General features: G+C 69.3%; 17 protein-coding genes and 3 pseudogenes. 10 read left to right on the top strand and 10 right to left on the bottom strand.

What is annotated here, in order from left to right; translation table 11 throughout:
- Positions 1-69: 69 nt before the first annotated feature.
- Positions 70-324, bottom strand: coding sequence for a hypothetical protein (locus tag QE397_RS12845; protein ID WP_027503971.1), 255 nt, complete (start codon positions 322-324; stop codon positions 70-72).
- A gap of 153 nt (positions 325-477) precedes the next feature.
- Here QE397_RS12845 and QE397_RS12840 point away from each other — a divergent pair, with 153 nt between their 5' ends.
- Complete coding sequence (locus tag QE397_RS12840) at positions 478-1,452, top strand: hypothetical protein (protein WP_027503970.1); 975 nt, start codon at positions 478-480, stop codon at positions 1,450-1,452.
- A 342-nt stretch (positions 1,453-1,794) separates the two neighbouring features.
- Here QE397_RS12840 and nadE read toward each other — a convergent pair whose 3' ends face one another.
- The gene (gene nadE / locus QE397_RS12835) at positions 1,795-2,619 is read right to left on the bottom strand and encodes an ammonia-dependent NAD(+) synthetase (RefSeq protein ID WP_027503969.1); all 825 of its coding nucleotides are present in this window, start codon (positions 2,617-2,619) and stop codon (positions 1,795-1,797) included.
- A gap of 139 nt (positions 2,620-2,758) precedes the next feature.
- On the opposite strand from nadE, the gene QE397_RS12830 reads away from it, so the two are divergent.
- Complete coding sequence (locus tag QE397_RS12830; RefSeq protein ID WP_307095131.1) at positions 2,759-3,310, top strand: CinA family protein; 552 nt, start codon at positions 2,759-2,761, stop codon at positions 3,308-3,310.
- Here the strand turns inward: QE397_RS12830 and QE397_RS21800 are convergent.
- From QE397_RS21800 to QE397_RS12815, 4 genes and pseudogenes are all read right to left on the bottom strand, one after another.
- Positions 3,290-4,465 (bottom strand): annotated as a pseudogene (locus QE397_RS21800) (PP2C family protein-serine/threonine phosphatase); the annotation flags it as partial. The gene QE397_RS12830 and the pseudogene QE397_RS21800 sit on opposite strands and share 21 nt — an antisense overlap.
- Positions 4,466-4,728: 263 nt before the next feature.
- Positions 4,729-5,626: pseudogene (locus QE397_RS21795) on the bottom strand (ATP-binding protein).
- Positions 5,627-5,811: 185 nt separating this feature from the next.
- Positions 5,812-7,051, bottom strand: a pseudogene (locus QE397_RS12820) (glycosyltransferase).
- Between the two features lie 278 nt (positions 7,052-7,329).
- The gene (locus QE397_RS12815; protein ID WP_056447328.1) at positions 7,330-7,665 is read right to left on the bottom strand and encodes a DUF3140 domain-containing protein; all 336 of its coding nucleotides are present in this window, start codon (positions 7,663-7,665) and stop codon (positions 7,330-7,332) included.
- Between the two features lie 118 nt (positions 7,666-7,783).
- On the opposite strand from QE397_RS12815, the gene QE397_RS12810 reads away from it, so the two are divergent.
- Genes QE397_RS12810 through QE397_RS12795 form a run of 4 tightly spaced genes read left to right on the top strand, consistent with a single transcriptional unit; the run spans position 7,784 to position 12,296 of the window.
- Positions 7,784-8,581 carry a PIG-L family deacetylase gene (locus QE397_RS12810; RefSeq protein WP_222627483.1) on the top strand — a complete coding sequence of 266 codons (798 nt, stop codon included), beginning with the start codon at positions 7,784-7,786 and terminating at the stop codon, positions 8,579-8,581.
- A gap of 51 nt (positions 8,582-8,632) precedes the next feature.
- Positions 8,633-9,190 carry a 2Fe-2S iron-sulfur cluster-binding protein gene (locus QE397_RS12805; RefSeq protein WP_307095127.1) on the top strand — a complete coding sequence of 186 codons (558 nt, stop codon included), beginning with the start codon at positions 8,633-8,635 and terminating at the stop codon, positions 9,188-9,190.
- Positions 9,187-10,206 (top strand): xanthine dehydrogenase family protein subunit M, encoded by a 1,020-nt coding sequence (locus tag QE397_RS12800; RefSeq protein WP_307095125.1) that lies wholly within the window; start codon positions 9,187-9,189, stop codon positions 10,204-10,206. Before QE397_RS12805 ends, QE397_RS12800 begins: the two co-directional genes overlap by 4 nt.
- Positions 10,203-12,296, top strand: a complete 2,094-nt coding sequence (locus QE397_RS12795) for a xanthine dehydrogenase family protein molybdopterin-binding subunit (protein WP_307095123.1) — start codon at positions 10,203-10,205, stop codon at positions 12,294-12,296. The genes QE397_RS12800 and QE397_RS12795 overlap by 4 nt, the downstream gene beginning before the upstream one ends.
- Before the next feature lie 8 nt (positions 12,297-12,304).
- Here the strand turns inward: QE397_RS12795 and QE397_RS12790 are convergent, their stop codons facing one another.
- A complete protein-coding gene (locus tag QE397_RS12790) occupies positions 12,305-12,784 on the bottom strand; it encodes an SRPBCC family protein (RefSeq protein WP_027503962.1) in 480 nt (159 codons plus the stop codon).
- A 173-nt stretch (positions 12,785-12,957) separates the two neighbouring features.
- On the opposite strand from QE397_RS12790, the gene QE397_RS12785 reads away from it, so the two are divergent.
- The 3 genes from QE397_RS12785 to QE397_RS12775 are packed head-to-tail and all read left to right on the top strand — an operon-like array spanning position 12,958 to position 16,035.
- Positions 12,958-14,205 (top strand): glycosyltransferase family 4 protein, encoded by a 1,248-nt coding sequence (locus tag QE397_RS12785; protein ID WP_056447340.1) that lies wholly within the window; start codon positions 12,958-12,960, stop codon positions 14,203-14,205.
- On the top strand, positions 14,199-14,951 hold the full coding sequence (locus QE397_RS12780) for a class I SAM-dependent methyltransferase (protein WP_027503960.1): 753 nt from the start codon (positions 14,199-14,201) through the stop codon (positions 14,949-14,951). The genes QE397_RS12785 and QE397_RS12780 overlap by 7 nt, the downstream gene beginning before the upstream one ends.
- Complete coding sequence (locus tag QE397_RS12775; protein WP_307095117.1) at positions 14,938-16,035, top strand: prenyltransferase; 1,098 nt, start codon at positions 14,938-14,940, stop codon at positions 16,033-16,035. Before QE397_RS12780 ends, QE397_RS12775 begins: the two co-directional genes overlap by 14 nt.
- On the opposite strand, the gene QE397_RS12770 is transcribed toward QE397_RS12775, so the two are convergent.
- A complete protein-coding gene (locus QE397_RS12770) occupies positions 16,011-16,655 on the bottom strand; it encodes a class I SAM-dependent methyltransferase (RefSeq protein WP_307097538.1) in 645 nt (214 codons plus the stop codon). The genes QE397_RS12775 and QE397_RS12770 overlap by 25 nt on opposite strands.
- 23 nt (positions 16,656-16,678) lie before the next feature.
- Complete coding sequence (locus QE397_RS12765; RefSeq protein WP_307095115.1) at positions 16,679-18,064, bottom strand: FAD-binding oxidoreductase; 1,386 nt, start codon at positions 18,062-18,064, stop codon at positions 16,679-16,681.
- A gap of 138 nt (positions 18,065-18,202) precedes the next feature.
- Here QE397_RS12765 and QE397_RS12760 point away from each other — a divergent pair, with 138 nt between their 5' ends.
- Entirely contained in the window at positions 18,203-19,555 is a 1,353-nt protein-coding gene (locus tag QE397_RS12760) for an MFS transporter (RefSeq protein ID WP_307095113.1), read from the top strand.
- Positions 19,556-19,630: 75 nt separating this feature from the next.
- Here QE397_RS12760 and QE397_RS12755 read toward each other — a convergent pair whose 3' ends face one another.
- A complete protein-coding gene (locus QE397_RS12755) occupies positions 19,631-20,638 on the bottom strand; it encodes a substrate-binding domain-containing protein (protein ID WP_027503955.1) in 1,008 nt (335 codons plus the stop codon).
- Positions 20,639-20,698 lie beyond the last annotated feature (60 nt).

Raw genomic sequence — 20,698 nt, 5'->3', positions numbered from 1 at the left:
CACACAGACCGTCGACGCATCGCGGAGCGGACTGGTCGCCCACGTGATGAGACGGATCGCTCAGCCCACTCAGGCGGCGCCCTGACCTCCGCCGCCGCCCTCGGTCATGCCCTCGTCACGGTCACCGTCGGCGTTGCGGAACTCGTCGAGTGTCGCCTCCGCCGCGTCGCCGGTCTGTTCGGCGGCACCGTCGGAGGAATCGTGGAGATCGTCCTGATCCGGCCCGCCCTCACGCCGCTCGGGGATGTCTCCCGCCGCCTGCTTGGCCTCGTCGATCTTCTCCTGCACGGAGTCGAGCATCGTCTCGTCCAGTTCGTCGGCCATGAGAACTCCTTCGATCGCGGGGAATGTGCCTCGTCACACTGCGTTTCCCCGTTGTACCGGCGGGTAACCACGATCTGTCACCGAATGACACGGAGCGGTCGTTCCGGCTGCTCTTGCACCGAGACTCAACTTCCATCACAGGGGGCACATCACATGGTCAGCACCACCGCACACACCGAACGGGCGACGCTCGTCGCCCAGCTTCGCGCTCTGCTCGCGCTCACCAACACCGAGGTTCAGGTGGCCGAGACCCGCGTCGCACAGGCTCGGACGGAAGCTGTCCGCGAGGAACTGCTGCAGAACGCGTCGAACGGACGCGATCGCGCTGCTCGCATCGATGCCGCCATTCGTGAACTCGGCGGCTTCCCCGGCGTCGTCGCACCCGTCGTCGGGCGCCTCACCGCGCTGCTCAAGGCCATCGGCGAGCAGGCGCAGCCGTTCGACGAGGCCCTTCTCGGCGATCTCGCGCTGGAGCACCAGCTGCTCGACCGCGCCCGTTACGTCAAGGCTCTCGCCACGACCGCGTCCACGCCGGGCGTCGTGTCGCTCGCAGACGATCTCGTGACCGCCCACACCGCGACCGTCGAGTGGCTCACCACCGTCCTCGCCGAGGACGCCCTCGGTGGACCGGCCGCACTGCGTCGCACGCCGATCCAGGCCGCCACCGGTGCTGCCGTGCGTCTCATCAACACGCCGGTCACCTGGTCGTCGCGAGGTGTCGACCGCGTCGTCGGCACGGCGAAGGACGTTCCCGCGAAGGTGTCCACCCTCATCGGCCGCGGCCAGCGCGCGACCGAACTGGCCGTCGACACCGTCACCGCGAGCCGCGACGCGGCACTCGAGACGGCCGAGGAGGTCACTCGTGACGGCGGCGCGACCGGTGTCGCCGACGCGATCCACCGCACCCGTGCGGCCGGCGGGACGCTCGAGGAGCACGAACTTCCCATCGCCGACTACGACGGTCTGAACGTCGCCGCAGCAGTCGCCGAGATCAAGGAACTGACCGATCCGGCAGATCTGCGCACCGTGGTCGCCTACGAGGAGCGCAACAAGAACCGCCACTCGGTGGTCTCCGCCGCGCAGACTCGTCTGGCAGCGCTGGCGAAAGACATCGTCGGCATCTCCTGATCCACTCACACGGAAGCCCCCGAGGATCATCGATCCTCGGGGGCTTCGTCGTTCGTCGGTCCGGTCAGCCCGCACGCCTGGTCGGGGTGTCGGCATGCTCCGGTCGTTCTCGGCGGGAGGGTGCCGAGTCGAGGGGAACCGGTCGTGCAGTCTCCGCTCCGCACCGTGCCATCACGGCCTCCCACCATTCCTGCCGCGGACCGGTCTCGGTCCAGACCACCGTGTCGATGTCCATCTGTTCATCTCCTGTCGAAACACCGGAATGCGTCGACGCCTCACTTCTCGAGCGCTGTGAGGGGGATTACCCGTTCGGAGCGAGATCACACCGACCGACCGAGACGGTCAGCGCCACCACGTCTCACTGGGGGTGACCGGAGTGGTGCGCTTGTGCCGGGTCTTGACGAACCAGTTCTCGATGGTGGCGGCGGCCTCGTCGGGTACGTCCTCGCCTTCGAGGTAGGCGTCGATCTGGGCGTACGTCACACCCAGTGCCTCCTCGTCGGGCAGCGCCGGCCGGTCGTCCTCGAGGTCGGCCGTGGGTACCTTCTTCCACGTGCTCTCCGGGGCACCGAGCTCGCGCAGCAGGGCCGCACCCTGGCGCTTGGTCAGGCCGGTCAGCGGTGTGAGGTCCACACCGCCGTCGCCGTACTTGGTGAAGAACCCCGTCACGGCCTCGGCAGCGTGATCGGTACCGACGACGAGCAGGTTCCGCTCGCCCGCGAGCGCGTACTGGGCGACCATCCGCTCGCGTGCCTTGATGTTGCCGCGAACGAAGTCGCGCAGTCGATCGACTCCGAGGGCCGTGGCAGCTGCCACGCCTGCGCCGTCCGCGGACGGCTTGATGTCCACCGTCACCGTGGTGTCGGGGCGGATGAAATCGAGCGCGATCGCCGCGTCGGCCTCGTCCGCCTGCTCACCGTAGGGGAGTCGTACGGCCATGAACGTCGCGTCGCCGCCGCCGGCGCGAACGCGTTCCGCGGCGAGCTGGCACAGGCGTCCCACGAGTGTGCTGTCCTGTCCGCCACTGATGCCGAGTACGAAGCCGGCAGTTCGGGTGGCGACGGCGTAGTCGGCGAGAAAGCCCACCCGCGTGTCGATCTCCGCTGCGGGATCGATGGTCGGACGGACCTCGAGTTCGGTTCGAATGGTGTCGCGAAGGCTTGGCATGACTCAACGCTAGCGCCGATCCTCCGCGCGTGCCGGGGATGTTTGTCACCGGACGGAGCGGGAAGGACTACCGGTCCGCGCATCACGTCGAGAGGAAGCCCGAAGTCACATGTCCCGAAGTCGTACGTCCCGAAGTCGCGTGTCGCAGCATGCCGGGCACGAGGAACTCATCGAGGGCGAGGCGGCCGAACCGGAGCAGCGCGTCGACACCGACGAGGATCTCGCCGAGCTCTGTTCGGAGATCGCGGAACTCGCACTCGAACGCGACCTCCGTATCGCCACCGCCGAGTCGCTCACCGCCGGGAACATCGCTGCCAACCTGGGCCGCGCGTCGTCGTCCGGAACGTGGTTCCGCGGGTCGATCGTCGCCTACGCCAGTGAGGTGAAGTACTCGCTGTTGCAGGTACCCCGCGGCCCCGTGGTGAGCGAGGAGGCCGCCACGGCCATGGCGAGCGGAGCGGCGTCGGCGCTCGGCGCGGATCTCGCCGTGGCCGTCACCGGTGAGGCGGGACCGGAGACGAACGAGGACGTGGAACCCGGAACGGTCTGGTTCGGCATCGCCGACCACGGGACGACCAGCGCGGAGCGCGTGGTCTTCGAGGGCGACCCGAAGGACGTCCTGGCCGCGACCATCGAACGCGCGCTACGCCTGCTGCGCGACCACGCCCGGTCAGGCGCCCAGCGCGAGTAGGGCGATGTCGTCGATCGGAGAGAGGTCGGGGATGAGGGCGACCAGATCCTCGACCATCTTCGTCGTGGACAGTCCGAGGCGGGCCTGCGTGAACTGCGCGAGACCGTCCTCGCCGAACATGGTGCGCCCGTCGGGACGTGCCTCGGTGATGCCGTCCGTGTAGAGCAGCAGTGTCTGCCCCTCCTGCAACCGGAAACTGCACGCACTGAAGGTCGCGTTCGGCAGAGCGCCGACGAACATGCCTGTACTGGAACGGATCTCGTGCACCTCGCCGCGAGCGGGATCGAGGAGCAGGGCGGGCGGGTGCCCGCCCGTCGCCAGTGTGACGCGGAAACCGCCGCGAGGATCCGGGGTGATCACACCGAACAGCACGGTGCAGAAACGCTGATGCGAGGTGTCCATCAACAACAGTCGATTGAGCTCGGCGAGCCCCTCCGTCGGATCGTCGTGGTGCAGCGCCGCGGCCCGCAGGGTGTAGCGGACCAGCGAGGTGACGGCCGCGGCGCCGGCGCCGTGGCCCTGGACGTCGCCGAGGAAGAACGCCCACCGGTCCTTGCCCAGCGCGAAGACGTCGTAGAAGTCGCCGCCGACCTGCAGCGGTGACGAGGCGTGGTAGTGCGACGCGAGCGTCAGACCCTCGATGGTGGGAAGGGAGGGTGGGAGCAGCGTGCGCTGCAGCACGGCGGCGTAGTCACCGATGATCGCGGAGTCCGCCTCGGCGCGCGTGCGGAGTTCCCGCTCGGCGCGCACGGTGGTCGCGGCCGACAGTCGCAACTCGAACTCGTCCATCGCGATGTCGGCCAGTTCCATCAGGATGTCCGCGCGATCGTCGGACACCGTGCGTGGCACCACGTCGTAGACGTTGACCGTGCCGAGCCGAAAGCCGTCGGCGGTCACGATGGGGGCGCCGGCGTAGAAGCGGATGCCGAGATCGCCGCGGACGAAGGCACTACCGGCGGTGGCCGGGTTCGCCAGGGTGTCCGACGCGACGAACGGCCCGTCGTGCGTCATCGCCATCGTGCACAGGGCGTCGTGACGTTCGGTGTGGTCCGGGAGCCCGTCGCCGTAGGTGGCGGTGAACCGCACCAGGTCGGCATCGATGATGGACACGGACGCGTACGGCGCGTCGAACCAGCGGGCCGCGAGGCGGGCGATGCGGTCGAAGGCGCCGTCGGCGGCGGTGTGCTCGACGTCGTACCGGGCCAACGCGGCCAGGCGTGCCGCCTCGGCGGCCTGCGCGAGGTCGGGACCGAGATCGAGGGCATCGATCGCCGTTCTCGACGTGGCACGGCGCGGGGAGTCGAACGCGTGGGACGAGAGTGCAGTCACGAAGCCTCCGGTGAGACGAGAGCGGTAATGCTCTCCCCGGGGCTGGAGGAGGAGAGACTCACGGGGAGCCTCAGCAATCGCGTACGAGTCTACGAGACCTGATCGTCGGTGTCGATGCCGGATGTCGGTGCCACGTCCCATGCCATGGTCACGGTGGTGCCCGAGTCGGCGGACGACAGCGTGACGTCGTCCGACAGGGTCTCGATCAGCGGCAGACCGCGGCCACGGAGGGGCCCCCGGCGACGAGTCGGACCACGTCCCGTGATCACGGACGGCGACCTCGAGCCGCGCGGAGTCGTAGGTGGCCTGGAGGTCGAAGACGCGTCGACCGGTGGTGGCGGCATAGGCGTGCTCGACGACGTTGGCCATCGCCTCGTAGACGGCGAGCACGATGTCGTACGTCCGCGCCGTGTCGAAGGGCGTGTGCGTCAACCACGCACCGAAGCGGACGCGAGCGTCGGTGATGCGCTGCGGTTCGGCGTCGAGATCGGTGAGGGACAACTGGGTGGGGGGCTGGTGGTGCTCAGTCGTCGCGTCGTCGATCACGAGGGGAGGAGTACCCCACGCGTGCCCGGTCCTCACACCGGGAGCGCTGCTCATGCGAGGTCGACGGGCGAACCGGACGTGGTGACGGCCGCGAGCGCCGCCTCGCGGGTGTCGAGCACGGGGAACGTCTCGTCGAGACCGACCAACTGCAGGGGGCGAGCGGTGGCCGCACCGCGGGCGACGACGGCGAAAGGCGACGTCGTCGCCCACCGCCTGATGCGAGGTCACCAGCACGGTCATACCGGCCGACGCGAGAAAATCGACACCCGTCAGATCGATGATCAGCGCGCTCGACGCCGTGGTCCGTACGGCGTCCACCGCGTCCTGAAGAATCGGCGCGGTGGCCAGATCGAGTTCGCCCACGACTGTCAGGATCGCTGCGTCGTCGTGCCATTCGGTGTCGACACGGAATGCGTCCGTGGTGTTCTCGGCGATCGACATCGGATGTCCTGCCTTTCGGTGTTCGGTCCAGAAAGGCCATTCAAGCAGCCGAGTCCGACCGATGCCACACCGGCTCCGAGCGCCGGGTGGGGAGTTTGACGGGGTTTTTTCAGGGTATCGAGCCCCGATGAGCAGCATCGGTACGGACGGCCGACGCGTTCTCGTCGCGGGCTGGTGACAGGGCCTCACACCCGGTCCAGCTGGTCGTCCCCCGATACGTCCGCGGTGTCGGTGGAGGTCGGCTCCGGAAGCAATGACCGGTAGACCCGATCGGTGTCGACGGCGATCTGCTCCCACGAATACCGGGCGCGAGCGCGATCGGCGGCCGACATGCCGTAGCCGGTGCGTCGACCCTCGTCGTTCAGCAGGCGACGGACGGCGTCGGCGACGGCGGCAGGTGTGCGGCGATGAACCAGCACGCCGGTGACACCGTCGATCACGGTGTCGAGGAAACCGCCGACCGCGGTGGCTACCACAGGGATCCCGCACGCCATCGCCTCGAGCGGCACGATGCCGAACGGCTCGTACGTGGGAGTGCAGACCACGATGTCGGCGGAGCGGAGAAGGTCGGGCATCGCCTCACGGGAGACCTGCCCGACCAGGCGGACGCGGTCGGCCACACCGTGGGCGATCGCGATCTGCTTCAGGCGTCGAGCCTCGTCGTCGTCCGAGACGTCGCTGCGCTCGCCGCCGGCGATGATGAGGTCGGTGTCCGGAATCGACGCGAGAGCCGCGATCATCAGGTCGAAACCCCTTGCGAGGCACCAGACGGCCGACCGCGACCAACCGCCGCCGTCGCGCGGGGCCGGGAGAGCTGACCGGCGCCGGCTGGAACTTCTCGAGGTCTACGCCGCACGGCACCACCGACACCCGTCGGCGCGGTATGCCCATCCGGACCAGTTCGGTGACCTCGTCCGAGCACGTCGCGACGACGTGATCGGCTCCGCGTGCGATGAGCCGCTCGATCTTGGGTCGGCTCGGCGGCGACGTGTCCCGCGTGCCCTGGTGCCGACGCTCGACCACACCGAGTGCGTGGAACGTCACCACGGTGGGAATCGCGAGCGGACGCGCCGCGAGCTGGGTCGCGAAGCCCGACATCCAGTAGTGGGCGTGGACCACGTCGGGTCGGTCTCGCGTCCAGCGCTCGGCCAGGTGCGAGGCGAAGTCGCCCATGTGGGGCAGTAGTTCGTCCTTCGGTACCGGCTCGGGCGGACCCGCTGGAACATGGACGACGCGGTAGCCCTCGTCGACGACGACCTCGTCGGGCTGTTCGCGCGAATCGCGTCGGGTGAACACCGACACCTCGTGGCCGCGGGCGACGAGGGCGACGGCGAGGCATCCGACATGGACGTTCTGCCCCCCGGCGTCGATACCGCCCGGCGCGGCGAGCGGGCTGGAATGTTCTGACACCATGGCGATGCGCATGAGGAATCCGTCCCTCGGATCGTGCGTTCCGAGTCGTCGCTGGTGACTGAACGACGTCTCGCTACTGTCGGTGGTGCAAGTCGAGGTCGGCTGGAGACCGGATCGGACAGAACGTCGGGCCCGCGGGTATGTCGAGAGCAGGCGGAAGTACGCGGGCCGTCGAACACCGTGAGTGATGAACACGCCGACGAGCTAGGTCGTGAATATCCCGAATCGAGAGAAGAAAACATCCGAACGCCGATCGGCTCCGAATGCCTGCTCCTCATCTGACGTGGGTGTCACTTCAGCGGATCGTGTCCCCAGTTCATCAGCGAGTAGCGCCACCGCGAGTGCTCCACGTCCTTCGAGGGGCCCTGGGCGCGATGTCGGTGCACGTATCCGACGACCTTGCGCATCGCGGCGACGTCGTCGTCCGTGAGATCGGATTTCTTCGTGTCCAGGATCGAGGTGATGCGCCGCCCCATCTCGTGCCCCGTCGACTCACCGTCCTTCGAGTCACCGACGGAGCGGGACTCGTCGGTCGTCAGCCAGTCCTCGAGCTCCTTCCGCGTCATGGTGACCGCGTCCTTCCAGTCGTCCCACACGTCGTCCACCGTCTCGTTCCTCTGCGTCATGACGCATCGCGTTCCCCGGAAGCGACGGCGACAATCACGATCTGTCGGCGCACCGACGCGGCGGGTCGACACCCGACGTGATCGAGCCCGCGCACCGCGCCCGTGCGACCATCTGCCGATGAGTGTGTTGGTGTGCTTTCATGCCCATCCCGACGACGAGGTGTTCGGCACCGGCGGGATCATGCGGTCGGCGGCCGACGCCGGCCACCGAGTGGTGCTGGTGACGGCGACGGACGGTGCGCTCGGTGAGGTGCCCGACGGCCTGTTGACCGAGGGCGAGTCGCTGCACGATCGTCGGCAGCGCGAGCTGGAGCGATCGGCCGAGGTGCTGGGTGCGCAGCGTGTGGTCCTGCTGGGATACGCGGACTCGGGGATGGCCGGGACCGAGGGCAACACGAACCCGCACGCCTTCGCCAACGTGGATGTCGAGGAGGCCGCTCGGCGGCTCGCGGACGTTCTCGTCGAGGAGCAGGCCCGTGTCCTGACGGTCTACGACTCGCACGGTGGTTACGGCCATCCCGACCACGTGCAGGTGCACCACGTGGGGGTGCGCGCCGCGGCCATCGCCGAGGTGCCGTTCGTCTACGAGGCGACGATGAACCGTGACCGCATGCGCGAGATGATGACGGCGAACCCCAACTGGGATCCGGGCGAGAACGAGGACGCCTCGCAGCTCGACATCGAGGCGTTCGGCCTGCCCGAGTCGGAACTCACCACCGCGGTGGACGTGTCCGGTGTCCTGGCCGCCAAGCGTGCGGCGATGGTGGTGCACGAGTCGCAGATCGGTGACTTCGGCCCGTTCATCCCCATGTCGGACGAGGATCTCGCGTCCGCGTTCGGCACCGAGTGGTTCCGACGCATCGTGCCCCCGGTCGACGCGCCCGACGCCGTGCGTGAGAGCGCCCTGCCCCTGTAGTCCGGTGTTCCGGGGACGGTTTGACGGCGGGAGCGCAGGGTAGCCCGGAGTATGAGCCTCGCCACAGGAGATGTCGCAGTACGCCTCACGGTCAACGGCGAGGAGCACCGGATCGAGTGCGACGTCCGGACGACCCTCCTCGACGCGCTCCGTGAACGGCTCGGGCTGACCGGGTCGAAGAAGGGATGCGACCGCGGCCAGTGCGGGTCGTGCACGGTGCTGTCCGGTGGTCGGCGCGTGGTCAGTTGCCTGACGCTGGCCGTCGCGGCGCAGGACGACGAGATCACCACCGTCGAGGGGCTCGCCGACGGAGAGGACCTGCATCCTGTGCAGGCGTCGTTCCTCGCGCACGACGCGTTCCAGTGCGGTTACTGCACCCCCGGTCAGATCTGCTCCGCCGTCGCTGTCCTCGACGAGGTGAAGAACGGATGGCCCAGCGCCGTCACCGAGGACCTCGACAGCGTGCCGACGGCTTCGGACGCGGAGATCCGTGAACGGATGAGCGGCAACATCTGTCGGTGCGGCGCCTATCCCAACATCGTCGATGCCGTGCGAGAGAACGTCGGCGGCAGATCCGATCGGACGATGGAGACGGGCGCGGAACAGTGAGAACCTTCGCGTACGACCGTGCCGCCGACGCGTCGACCATCGCGTCCGCACTCGCCGAGGGGTCCACCCGCGTGCTGGCCGGCGGAACCAACCTCGTGGATCTGATGAAGCTGGGAATCGAGACCCCGGACCGGCTCGTCGACATCACGGGTCTGGCCCTGGCGGACATCGAGTGGAACGACGGCAGTGGCGGCGGGGTGCCGGGTCTGCGCGTCGGGGCCCTCGTTCGCAACAGCGATCTGGCCGCCGACCCCGTCGTGCGTTCGCAGTTTCCCGTCCTGTCGCGCGCCGTGCTCTCGGGTGCGTCCGGTCAACTGCGGAACATGGCGACCACAGGTGGGAACCTGTTCCAGCGCACCCGCTGTCCGTACTTCATGAACGTCGACACCGCGTGCAACAAGCGTGAACCGGGCTCGGGCTGCTCGGCCTTGAACGGCGATCGGCGCAACGCCGCGGTGCTGGGCGCATCGCAGCACTGCATCGCCACCCATCCCTCGGACATGGCCGTGGGTCTCGCGGTGCTCGATCCCACTGTCACCGTCGTCGGGACCGACGGAGTGCGCGAGATCCGGTTCGCCGATCTGCATCGGCTTCCCGAGTCCGCACCTGAACGCGATTCGACTCTGCGACAGGACGAGTGGGTGACGCACCTCGACATACCGCCGCTTCCACCCGGTGCGCGCTCGACCTACCGGAAGGTGCGGGACCGTGCGTCCTACGCCTTCGCGAGGGTGTCGGTCGCCGCCGTCGTGGTCGTGGAGAACGGGGTGTTCACCACGGCGCGCATCGCGCTCGGCGGAGCTGCCCACAAGCCGTGGCGGGCCACGGTCGCGGAGTCCGACTTGCTCGGGGCGATCCCGTCCCGGAGCGGCGTGATCGCTGCGATGGAGCACGAGCTCGCGGCGGCACACACGTTCCCCGACAACGTCTACAAGTTGTCGCTCCTCGCGTCGACGGTGGCCTCCACCGTGATGTCCCTCGCCGACGCGGCCGCAGACGAGGCGGCCACCCGATGACCGTCACGGGAACACCGGTCGCGCGGCTCGAGGGCCGCGACAAGGTCACCGGAGCCGCTCGGTACGCGGCGGAGTACCAGGACGTCGGCGGAGAACCGGCCCACGCGGCGATCGTCGGCGCCGCCGTTCCGGCGGGGCGCGTGCTGGACGTGGACCGCGCCTCGGCGCTGACGCTTCCGGGTGTCCTCGCCGTGCTGTGGCACGGTAACGCTCCGACGCTCGGGTCCGCCGGGGACGGCGAGTTGCAGGTGCTCCAGTCCGATGTCGTCGCCTACCGCGGGCAGATCGTCGCCGTGGTCGTGGCGGAGACGTCGGAGCAGGCGACGTGTGCGGCCTCCGTTCTGGACGTCACGTACGAGAGTCGCCAGTGCGACAACGAATTACGGGAGCATCACCCGGGCATCTACGCACCCGAGCAGGTGAACGCGGGCTTCGACACCGATGTCGTCACCGGGGAACCGGAGCGGCGCTTCGAGGAGTCCGCGGTGCGCGTCGACGTCCGCTACACGACGCCGCCCGAACACAATGCGCCCATGGAGCCGCACGCGTCGATCGCCGCGTGGAGCGAGGACCGGTCGACCCTCGCGGTCTGGGACTCGACGCAGGCGCCGTCCGGCGTGGCCGGAGATCTCGCCGAGCTCTTCGGCGTCGACTCGGACGCCGTGCGCGTCATCGCCCGGCACGTGGGCGGCGGCTTCGGATCGAAGGGGAGCACGCGACCGAACGCGGTCGTCGCGGCCATGGCGTCGTCCGTCGTGGGTCGGCCGGTCTCGTTTCCGGTTCCACGCCGGTCGACCTTCGACTTCGTCGGCTACCGGACGCCGACGATCCAGCGGGTCCGACTGTCGGCGGACGCGGACGGCTCGATGACGGCGTTGCTGCACGACTCGCTCCAGCAGACCTCCACCGTGATGGAGTTCGTGGAGCAGACGTCCGAGGGCAGTCGCCACGTGTACGACATCGACGACGTCTCGACCACGCATCGCGCGGTCGCGCTGGACGTCGGGACACCGCGCTGGATGCGCGCTCCCGGTGAGGCGCCCGGCATGTTCGCTCTGGAGTGCGCGGTGGACGAACTGGCCCACGCGCTCGGAACGGACCCCGTCGAGTTGCGGCTGCGGAACGAGCCCTCGGTCGATCCCGCGGACGGGCAGACCTACAGCTCACGTACCGTCCGCGCCGTCTTCGAGGAGGGCGCGCGGCGCTTCGGTTGGGCCGGTCGTGACCCGCGGCCCGCGATACGCCGAGAAGGACGCACCCTCGTCGGGACCGGCGTCGCGATGGCGACCTACCCCGCGATGACGTCGCCTAGCACGGCGCGGGCGACCGTCCGTGACGACGGGACGGTCGACGTGTCCGTCGCCGCGTCGGACATCGGTACCGGCGCACGAACAGTGCTCGCCCAGATCGCCGCCGACGCGCTCGAGGTCGCGCTGGACCGGGTCCACATCCACGTCGGGGACAGTGCGCTGCCCACGGCGCCCGGCGCAGGCGGGTCCTCGGGTACCTCGTCGTGGGGCTGGGCGGTGACCAAGGCCTGTCGTGCGCTGCGCGCGGACGGAGACCTCGCACCGGGTGCGACGGCCACCGCGGACACCACCGACGACCTCGAGGAGCGTGCGGCGCTGGCGCGGCAGGCGTTCGGCGCCCATTTCGCCGAGGTGCACGTCGACGTCGACACGGGGGAGGTCCGCGTGACGCGGATGCTGGGCGTCTTCTCCGTGGGCCGTGTGCTGAACCCTCGGTTGGCTCGGTCACAGCTCCTGGGCGGCATGGTGTTCGGTATCGGCATGGCACTCATGGAGGAGGGCATCGTGGATCGACGACACGGCGGCTTCCTCAACGCCGACCTCGCGGAGTACCACGTCCCGGTGGACGCCGACGTCGCCGACATCGAGGCGATCTGGGTCGAGGAGCACGACGACGATCTGAACCCGATGGGCAGCAAGGGGATCGGCGAGATCGGCATCGTGGGGTCGCCTGCTGCCATCGCCAACGCGGTGTTCCACGCGTGCGGTGTCCGGGTGCGAGACCTGCCCATCACTCTCGACACCCTGATCGAGCGGATGGACCCCGCGCTGCGCCTGTGACCACCCGGTCAGCCCAGCAGATCGTCCAGGCGCTCGTAGCCCTCCCGCATGCCCTTCTCCATGCCGCTCGCTGCCATCGAGTCCCGCGCCTCCAGTGTCGGGTACACCGAGTGGCCCTCCAGCCGGCAGCGGTCACCCAGGTCGACGAACGTGAGGAACTCGATGCTCACCACGTCGGGGAAGCCCTCGTACTCGAAGGTCTGCACGGCGAACTCGTTCGTCCGCACCGTGTGGAACACGCCGTGGAACGCGTACTCCGCACCGCCGGGATCACGGTGGACGTAGCGGTACCGGCCACCGCCGCGGAAGTCGTACTCCTCGACCGACATCTCGTAGCCGGCGGGACCGAGCCAGCGGGACACCAGTTCGGGCTCCGCGTGCGCCCGGAAGACCGCGGACACGGGTGCGTCGAACTCGCGCCGGACATCGATGAACGGCAGACCCGCCGGTGAGTGGATGTGCAGCGCCCTGTCGCCGGTTCCGGTCATCGTCGTCTCCTCGATCTCGGGTGGCGGGGAGGTCCAGTGTGAATCAGTGCTGGTCGTCGGTCGTGTGGATTCGGGAAGAACGGAAGGTGGTAGACACATCGGGACATGATCGCCGGTTCCACCGCGGCGAGGGTGTCTGCCATCACACTGCCGCGACAGCTCGGGGGACCCACGTGCGTATCGCTCTGCTGTCCTACCGGAGCAAGCCCCACGTCGGCGGTCAGGGTGTCTACGTCGCGCGTCTGAGTCGAGCGCTGGTGGACGAGGGGCACGAGGTCGAGGTGTTCTCCGGTCAGCCCTATCCCGATCTCGACCCGCGGGTGCGGCTCACGCGAGTACCGAGCCTCGACCTCTATCGAGACGACGATCCGTTCCGCACCCCGCGGCCCTCCGAGATCCGAGACCTGGTCGACGTGTCCGAGGTGCTGACCATGTGGACGGCCGGGTTCCCGGAGCCCCGCACGTTCGGGGCGCGCGCCGCTCGTCTGCTGCGCGCGCGAGCCGACGAGTTCGACGTGGTGCACGACAACCAGTCGCTGAGCTACGGATTGCTGCGCATCCCGTTGCCGCTCGTGGCCACCATTCATCACCCCATCACCCGCGACCGTGCCCTCGACCTCGCGGCGGCGCCGTGGCGACGACGGATCACCGTGCGGCGCTGGTACGGCTTCCTCACCATGCAGCGGCGGGTGGCGCGCCGGATCCCGCGGTTGCTGACCGTGTCCCGCTCGTCCGCGGTGGACATCGTGGACGCGTTCGGGGTCGCTCCGGGTGCGGTGACGGTGGTCCCGCTCGGGGTCGACACCACCGTGTTCACCCCCGGCGCGGCGCCGCGAGTTCCCGGCCGCATCGTCGCCGTCGCGAGTGCCGACGTCGCCCTCAAGGGTGTGCGGCACCTTCTCGAGGCGGTCGCGAAGATGCGCACCGAGCGGGATGTCGAACTCGAACTGGTGTCGAAGGTGGACCCCGCAGGGCCGACCCGGACGTTGATCGACGATCTCGGTATCGACGACATCGTGCGGACGCGGAGCGGTCTCGACGACGCCGAACTGGCGCGCGTGCTGGCGTCGGCCGACGTGGCCTGCGTGCCGTCGCTGTACGAGGGCTTCTCGCTCCCGACCATCGAGGCCATGGCCTGCGCGACCCCCCTCGTGGTGAGCCGCACCGGGGCGATCCCCGAGGTCGTGGGGCCCGACGGGCTCTGCGCCGATCTGGTGCCTCCCGGTGACAGCGACGCCCTGGCGCGGGCCCTGATGCGCGCGCTGGACGACGAGCCCCGCCGACGCGCCATGGGCGAGCGCGGGCGGGAACGGGCCACGCAGACCTACGGCTGGCCGGCGGTGGCCGCCGCGACCGTCGCGGAGTACGAGAAGGCGATCGCCGATCGCCGTGGACGAGGGAATCGAGAGACGACATGCTGACGATGGACTTCGACCGGCTCGGCTTCGGTGCGGGCGATCGCGTCATCGACATCGGGTGCGGCCAGGGGCGCCACTCCTACGAGTTGTACCGCCGCGGGGCCCATGTCACCGCCTTCGACCAGAACGCGGACGAACTCGACGAGGTCAAGGTCATGTTCGGCGCGATGGCCGAGGAGAAGCAGGTACCGGAGTCCGCCACGGCGGAGACGGTCGTCGGCGACGCGTTGTCCCTGCCGTTCCCGGACGAGTGGTTCGACGGGGTGATCGTGTCCGAGATGCTCGAGCACGTGCCGGACGACGCGTCGGCCATCGCCGAGATCGCGCGCGTGGTGCGCCCCGGCGGCACGGTGGCGGTGAGTGTCCCGCGCTGGTTGCCCGAGCGGGTCTGCTGGTCCCTCTCCGACGAGTACCACGCGAACGAGGGTGGCCACGTCCGGATCTACCGTGCGAGTGAGTTGGCGGCGTCGCTCACCGCGGCCGGCCTCGAGGTCACGCACACCCACCACGCGCACGCACTGCACGCTCCGTACTGGTGGCTCAAGTGCGCGGTCGGGGTGCGGAACGACGATCACCCGCTGGTGCGCGGCTATCACTCGATGCTGGTGTGGGACATGATGAAGGCCCCGCGCACCACCCGAGTGCTCGAGCAGGTCCTGAATCCCGTCATCGGCAAGTCCGTGGTGATCTACCTGCGCAAGCCGGAGACCGGGATCGGCGGACCGGGGGCCGGACGTGGCGCTCACTGATCACGTGACGCCGTCGGTTCCCGGAATCCTGTCCGCCGAGCAGTGTCTCGCCAGTGCGCGCAGCATCGCCGCCGTCCAGGTCCGGTCCGGGGCGATTCCGTGGTCCGAGGGCGGGCACCTCGACCCGTGGGACCACGTCGAATCGGCCATGGCGCTCAGCGCCGCGGGCCTCGTCGAGGAGGCCGACGCCGCCTACGAGTGGTCGCGGCGCACGCAGCGCAGCGACGGCACCTGGCCGATCCGGCTGCGCGGCGACGTCGTGGAGGACGCCGGCGCCGACACCAACTTCTGCGCGTACATCGCGGTGGGAGTGTGGCACCACTTCCTCGTCACCGGCGACGACAACTTCGCCCTGGCCCTGTGGCCCACCGTGCGCCGCGCCGTCGACTTCGTCCTCGGTCTGCAGACCGACCGCGGCGAGATCGCCTGGGCCGCAGGGCCGAACGGATCGCGTGCCGAGGCCCTGCTCACCGGGAACGCCAGCATCCACCACAGTCTGCGGTGCGCGCTGGCACTCGCGGCGTACATCGGCGACCCGCAGCCGGACTGGGAGGTCGCCGTCGGCCGGCTGGGTCACGTTCTACGGCATCACCTCTCGGCTTTCACGCCGAAGCCGTCGTACTCCATGGACTGGTACTACCCGATCCTGGGCGGCGCCGTGCGCGGACCGGCGGCCGGGCGGCGCATCGACGACCGGTGGTCGGACTTCGTCGTGGAGGGGCTCGGAATCCGCTGTGTCGACGACCGACCGTGGGTCACCGGTGCCGAAACGTGTGAGCTGGTTCTGACTCTCGACGCGATGGACCGGGTCGACGTGGCGACGGACCTGCTCGGAAGCATGCAGCACCTGCGGGAGGACGACGGGTCGTACTGGACCGGGCTGGTCTACGCGGACGGCAAGCGGTGGCCCGTCGAGAGGACGACGTGGACCACCGGAGCCATGATTCTGGCGGCCGACGCCCTGTCCCGGTCCAGTGCCGGATCCGGCATCTTCCGGGGGGACGATCTGCCCGTCGGGCTCTCCGGTGCGCATCGCAGCTGCGGTTGCGCCGGGGAGTTCTACCCGGCGAGCGTGCCCGGCTGACCCGAGGTCCGCACCAGCACTCGCAGTGAGCCGACCACGCGGTTCTCGGTGAACATGCCGCTGTCGAGGGCGCGCCGGTAGATGCGGTACGGGGCCTGCCCGCCGTCCGCCGGATCCGGGAACACGTCGTGGATGAGCAGGGCGCCTCCGACCGCGACCCACGGCGCCCACCCCTGGAAATCGACCGTGGCCGCCTCGTCGGTGTGGCCGCCGTCGATGAACACCACGTCGACGGGATGCTTCCACAGCGCGGCGACGTCGCCGGAACGGCCGACGACGGCGACGACGACGTCTTCGAGGCCCGCCCCCGCCAGGGTGCGGCGGAATCGTCCGAGAGTGTCCAGCGCACCGGTGGCCGGGTCGACGAGCGTGGTGTCGTGGTACTCCCAGCCGACCTGGTGCTCCTCGGATCCGTGGTGGTGGTCGACGGTGACCACACGGCCGCCCGTGGCGCGCGCCGCGGCGCCGAGGTACACGGTCGACTTGCCGCAGTAGGTGCCGATCTCCACCACCACGCCGTCGCCCAGGAACTCGGCGGTGGCGTCGAAGAGCGCGAGTCCCTCGTCGGCGGGCATGAATCCTGTTGCCGCCTCGGCGAACTCGCGCAGGTCGTCGGGCATGACGGGACGTGCGGGGGTGTCGGTCACACGGGCGAGCCTAGCTGGTCGAACACCTTGCCCGGGTTGAGGATGCCCTGCGGATCGAGTGCGTCCTTGACCGCGCGGTGCATCGCGAGGACCACCGGATCGAGTTCCTGGACGAGTCCGTGCATCTTGAGCAGGCCGACGCCGTGCTCGCCGGTGACCGTGCCGCCGAGGGCGAGTGCGGCGTCGATGATCTCGGCGAACGCCGCCTGCGAGCGTGCTCGGGCGGCGTCGTCGCCCGGGGGTGTGATGAGCAGTGGGTGCAGGTTGCCGTCGCCGGCGTGGGCGATGTTGGCGATGACGACGTCGTGGGCGATGCCGATCTTCTCGATCCGCGACAGCATTTCCGGCACATGGCGTTTGGGGACGCACACGTCCTCGGTGAGCACCGGGCCCAGTCGTTCCATGGCCGGGTAGGCCAGGCGCCGCGCCGCGAAGAGCGCGTCCGCCTCCTCCTGATCGGTGGACACCGCCGACCAGGTGGCGCCGCCCTCGTCGAAGCAGGCGAGCATTTTCTCCGCCTCCTGGTCACCGATCTGCCCGGGGGTGTCCACGCGGCCGAGCAGCACCACCTCGGCGTCGACGGACAGTCCTATGTTCTTCCACGCGTCCACCGCGAGGAGGCACTGCTTGTCCACCAGTTCCAGAGCGGAGGGGGTGAGCCCGGCGGCGGCGACGGCGGCGACCGCTCGGCCCGCGTCGACGATCGAGTCGAAGTAGCCGGCGACGGTGCGTTGCGGGTCCTGGAGGGGGCGCAGCTTGACGGTGATCTCGGTGATGACGCCGAGTGTTCCTTCCGAGCCGACCATCAGTCCGGCGAGGTCGTACCCCGCGACGCCCTTCGCGGTGCGTCGGCCGAGTCGGACCTTCTCACCGGTGCCCGTGACCACCTCCATGCCCATGACGTAGTCGCGGGTCACGCCGTACTTCACGCAGCACAGGCCGCCGGCGTTGGTGGCGACGTTGCCGCCGATGGTCGACCACGGCGAACTCGCCGGATCCGGTGGGTACCAGAGGCCGACCTCCGCGACGGCAGCGCGCAGATCGTCGTTGATCACGCCCGGTTGCACGACGGCGTACCGCTCGAGGTGATCGATCTCGGTGATCGCGGTCATGCGGTCGAGCGCGAGGACGATGCACCCCGCGGTGGCGTTCGCGCCGCCGGAGAGTCCTGTCCCGGCGCCGCGGGTCACCACGGCGGTGCCGTGGTCGAGGCATGCCCGTACCGTCGCCTGGACCTCGTCGGCCGTGGCCGGACGCACCACCGCGAGAGGGGTCGCGGACGGCGCCCACTCGGCCTCGTCGTGCTGGTAGGACGCCATGACGTCGGGATCGACCACCACCCGATCGGCGGGGAGTACGGCGAGCAGGGCATCGACGATCATCGGTCGAGCGTAGCGCCGGGCGACCGCCCGCCCGCCGGATCCCGCCCCCCTCTTCGGAGGGTGGTGGGAGTGGTTCAGGTCACATACGTTCCTCCCGAGTCCGACGATTCGGACGATCCTCACCTCGGATGGAGAACCATGACCACAGTTTCGCCGGACGACGCGACGGCGCGCGCCACCTCGGCACCACCCGTCGCGGCACCGCCCGCCACGAGCGTCCGCAAGGTGGCCGTCGCCAGCGGCATCGGAACGACCATCGAGTTCTACGACTTCTTCATCTACGGCACCGCGGCCGCGCTGGTGTTCCCGACGGTGTTCTTCCCGGCACTGGGATCGACAGCCGGCACCGTGGCCTCGTTCGCCACCTTCGCCGTCGCGTTCGTCGCGCGTCCCGCGGGAGCCGTGCTGTTCGGTCACTTCGGCGACCGCATCGGCCGCAAGAAGACGCTGATCTCGACGCTGCTGCTGATGGGTGTCTCCACCTTCGTCATCGGGCTGCTCCCCGGTGCCGCGACCATCGGCGTCGCCGCACCGATCATCCTGGTGGTGCTGCGGTTCGGGCAGGGGTTCGCCGTCGGCGGCGAATGGGCGGGAGCGACGCTGCTGACCGCCGAGTACGCACCGGCGAAGCGGCGCGGCTTCTACGGCATGTTCCCGCAGCTCGGTCCGGCCGCCGCCTTCATCCTCTCCAGCACGACGTTCCTGGTGACCGGCGCCGTGTTCGGCGACACCAACGACACGTTCCTGAACTACGGGTGGCGAATCCCGTTCCTCTTCAGCGCCGTGCTGGTGCTGATCGGTCTCTACATGCGCCTCGCGATCGAGGAGACGCCGGTGTTCAAGGCCGATCAGGCCGCCGCCGCGACCACGCCGTCCGCTCCCACCCGGCTCCCGGTGCTCGAGGCGTGGCACGTGCAGAAGCGCGAGGTGCTGCTCGCGGCCGGTGCGCTGGCGTCGCTGTTCTCGCTGTTCTACATGGGCACCGCGTATCTCACGAGCTACGGCACGAAGACCCTCGGCTTCGACCGGCCGTTCGTGCTGTGGACCGGCATCGTCGGTGCGGTGATCTTCGGCATCACCATCGCGCTGTCGGCGACGTTCTCGGATCGGGTGGGTCGGCGCCGCGTCATCATGGTGTCCTGCGCGGCGGCCGTTCCCTGGTCGCTCGCCCTGTTCCCGATCCTCGACACGGGATCGAGTACGGCGTACGTGATCGCGATGTGCGTGACCCTGTCCATCTTCGGTATCGCCTACGGCCCCACCGGTGCGCTGCTCCCGGAGCTGTTCCGGACCCGGTTCCGCTACACCGGTGCCGGTCTCGGCTACAACCTGGCGGGCGTGCTCGGCGGTGCGATCCCACCGCTGCTGGCGGCTCCGTTGACGGCGCAGTTCGGCAGCATCGCCGTGGGCGTCATGCTGGCGCTCCTGTCGGTGCTCAGTCTGATCTGCACGCGAGCACTGGTGGAGACGAAGAACAACGACCTGACCTGACCCCACGACGACGAATCCGGTGCCGAGATCCGCGGTGAACGCGGATCTCTGCACCGGATCTCGTGTGCGTGGAGGCTAGCGGGTGCCGCCCTTGGCGTACTCGGCGATCGCGTCGATGTTCGTCGAGTCGATGAAGGCCGGGCCGGTCAGAACGGGCGTGCCGCCACCGATGGTGTTGCCGTTGTTCAGGTACAGCCACAGCGAGTCGACGGCCAGGTAGCCCTGGAGGTACGGCTGCTGATCGACGGCCCACGCGACGTCGCCGCTCTGGATGGCCTCGACGAGTGCGGCGTTGGTGTCGAAGGTGACCACCGTGGCCTCGGAGTTGGCGTTCGCCTTGGACTGCACCGCGGTCAGCGCGATGGGGGCGCCCAGGGCGACGATGTGGTCGATGGTCGGATCCTGCTGCAGCTTGGCCGTGATGGTGGCCTCGACGGACGGCATGTCCTTGCTGTTGACGTTCAGGATCTCGGTGGAACCGCCGGTGAAGCCCTGCGTCACACCGGCGCAACGGGATTCGAGGGCGACCTGGCCCTGCTCCTGGATGATGCAGAGGGTCTTCTTCGCACCCTCGGTGGTCAGACGCGCACCGACGGCCTGGCCGGCGATGGTCTCGTCCTGGCCGAAGTACTGCTGGACGCCCTGGTCCTTCCACGCGTCGTAGCCGGAGTTGAAGGCGACGACCGGGATGCCGGCGGCCGTGGCGGCCTCGACGGCGGGTGCCATGGCGTCGGGCTTGGCCAGTGTGACCGCGATGCCGTCGACGTCGGAGTCGATGGCGCTCTGCACCAGGTTGGCCTGGTTCGGGGCCTCGGGATCGGCCGAGTAGCGCAGCTCGATGTTGTCCTTGGCCGCAGCCGCCTCGGCGCCCTTGCGGATGAGGTCCCAGAACGTGTCACCGGGAACCTCGTGCGTGATCATCGCGATCGTGGCGCGCGGGGTGTCGGCCGTGCCGGCGTTGCCGCCGCCGTCACCGGAGGACTCCGGTGCGCCGCCCGAACTGGAGCAGCCCGCTGCCAGGCTGACGCTCAGTGCCACGCCGAGAGCGACAGCAGTGCCCCGACGGGTGAAATGACGTGTCATTCGGTCTCTTTCTCGAACGCCGACGAGAGAACAACGCGGCGACATACTGGGTACGACTTG

Source organism: Rhodococcus sp. SORGH_AS_0301 (assembly GCF_030818285.1).
Lineage (GTDB): Bacteria > Actinomycetota > Actinomycetes > Mycobacteriales > Mycobacteriaceae > Rhodococcoides.
Note: the sequence above shows the minus strand (reverse complement) of the source record. Positions and strands in the feature narration are given on the sequence as shown.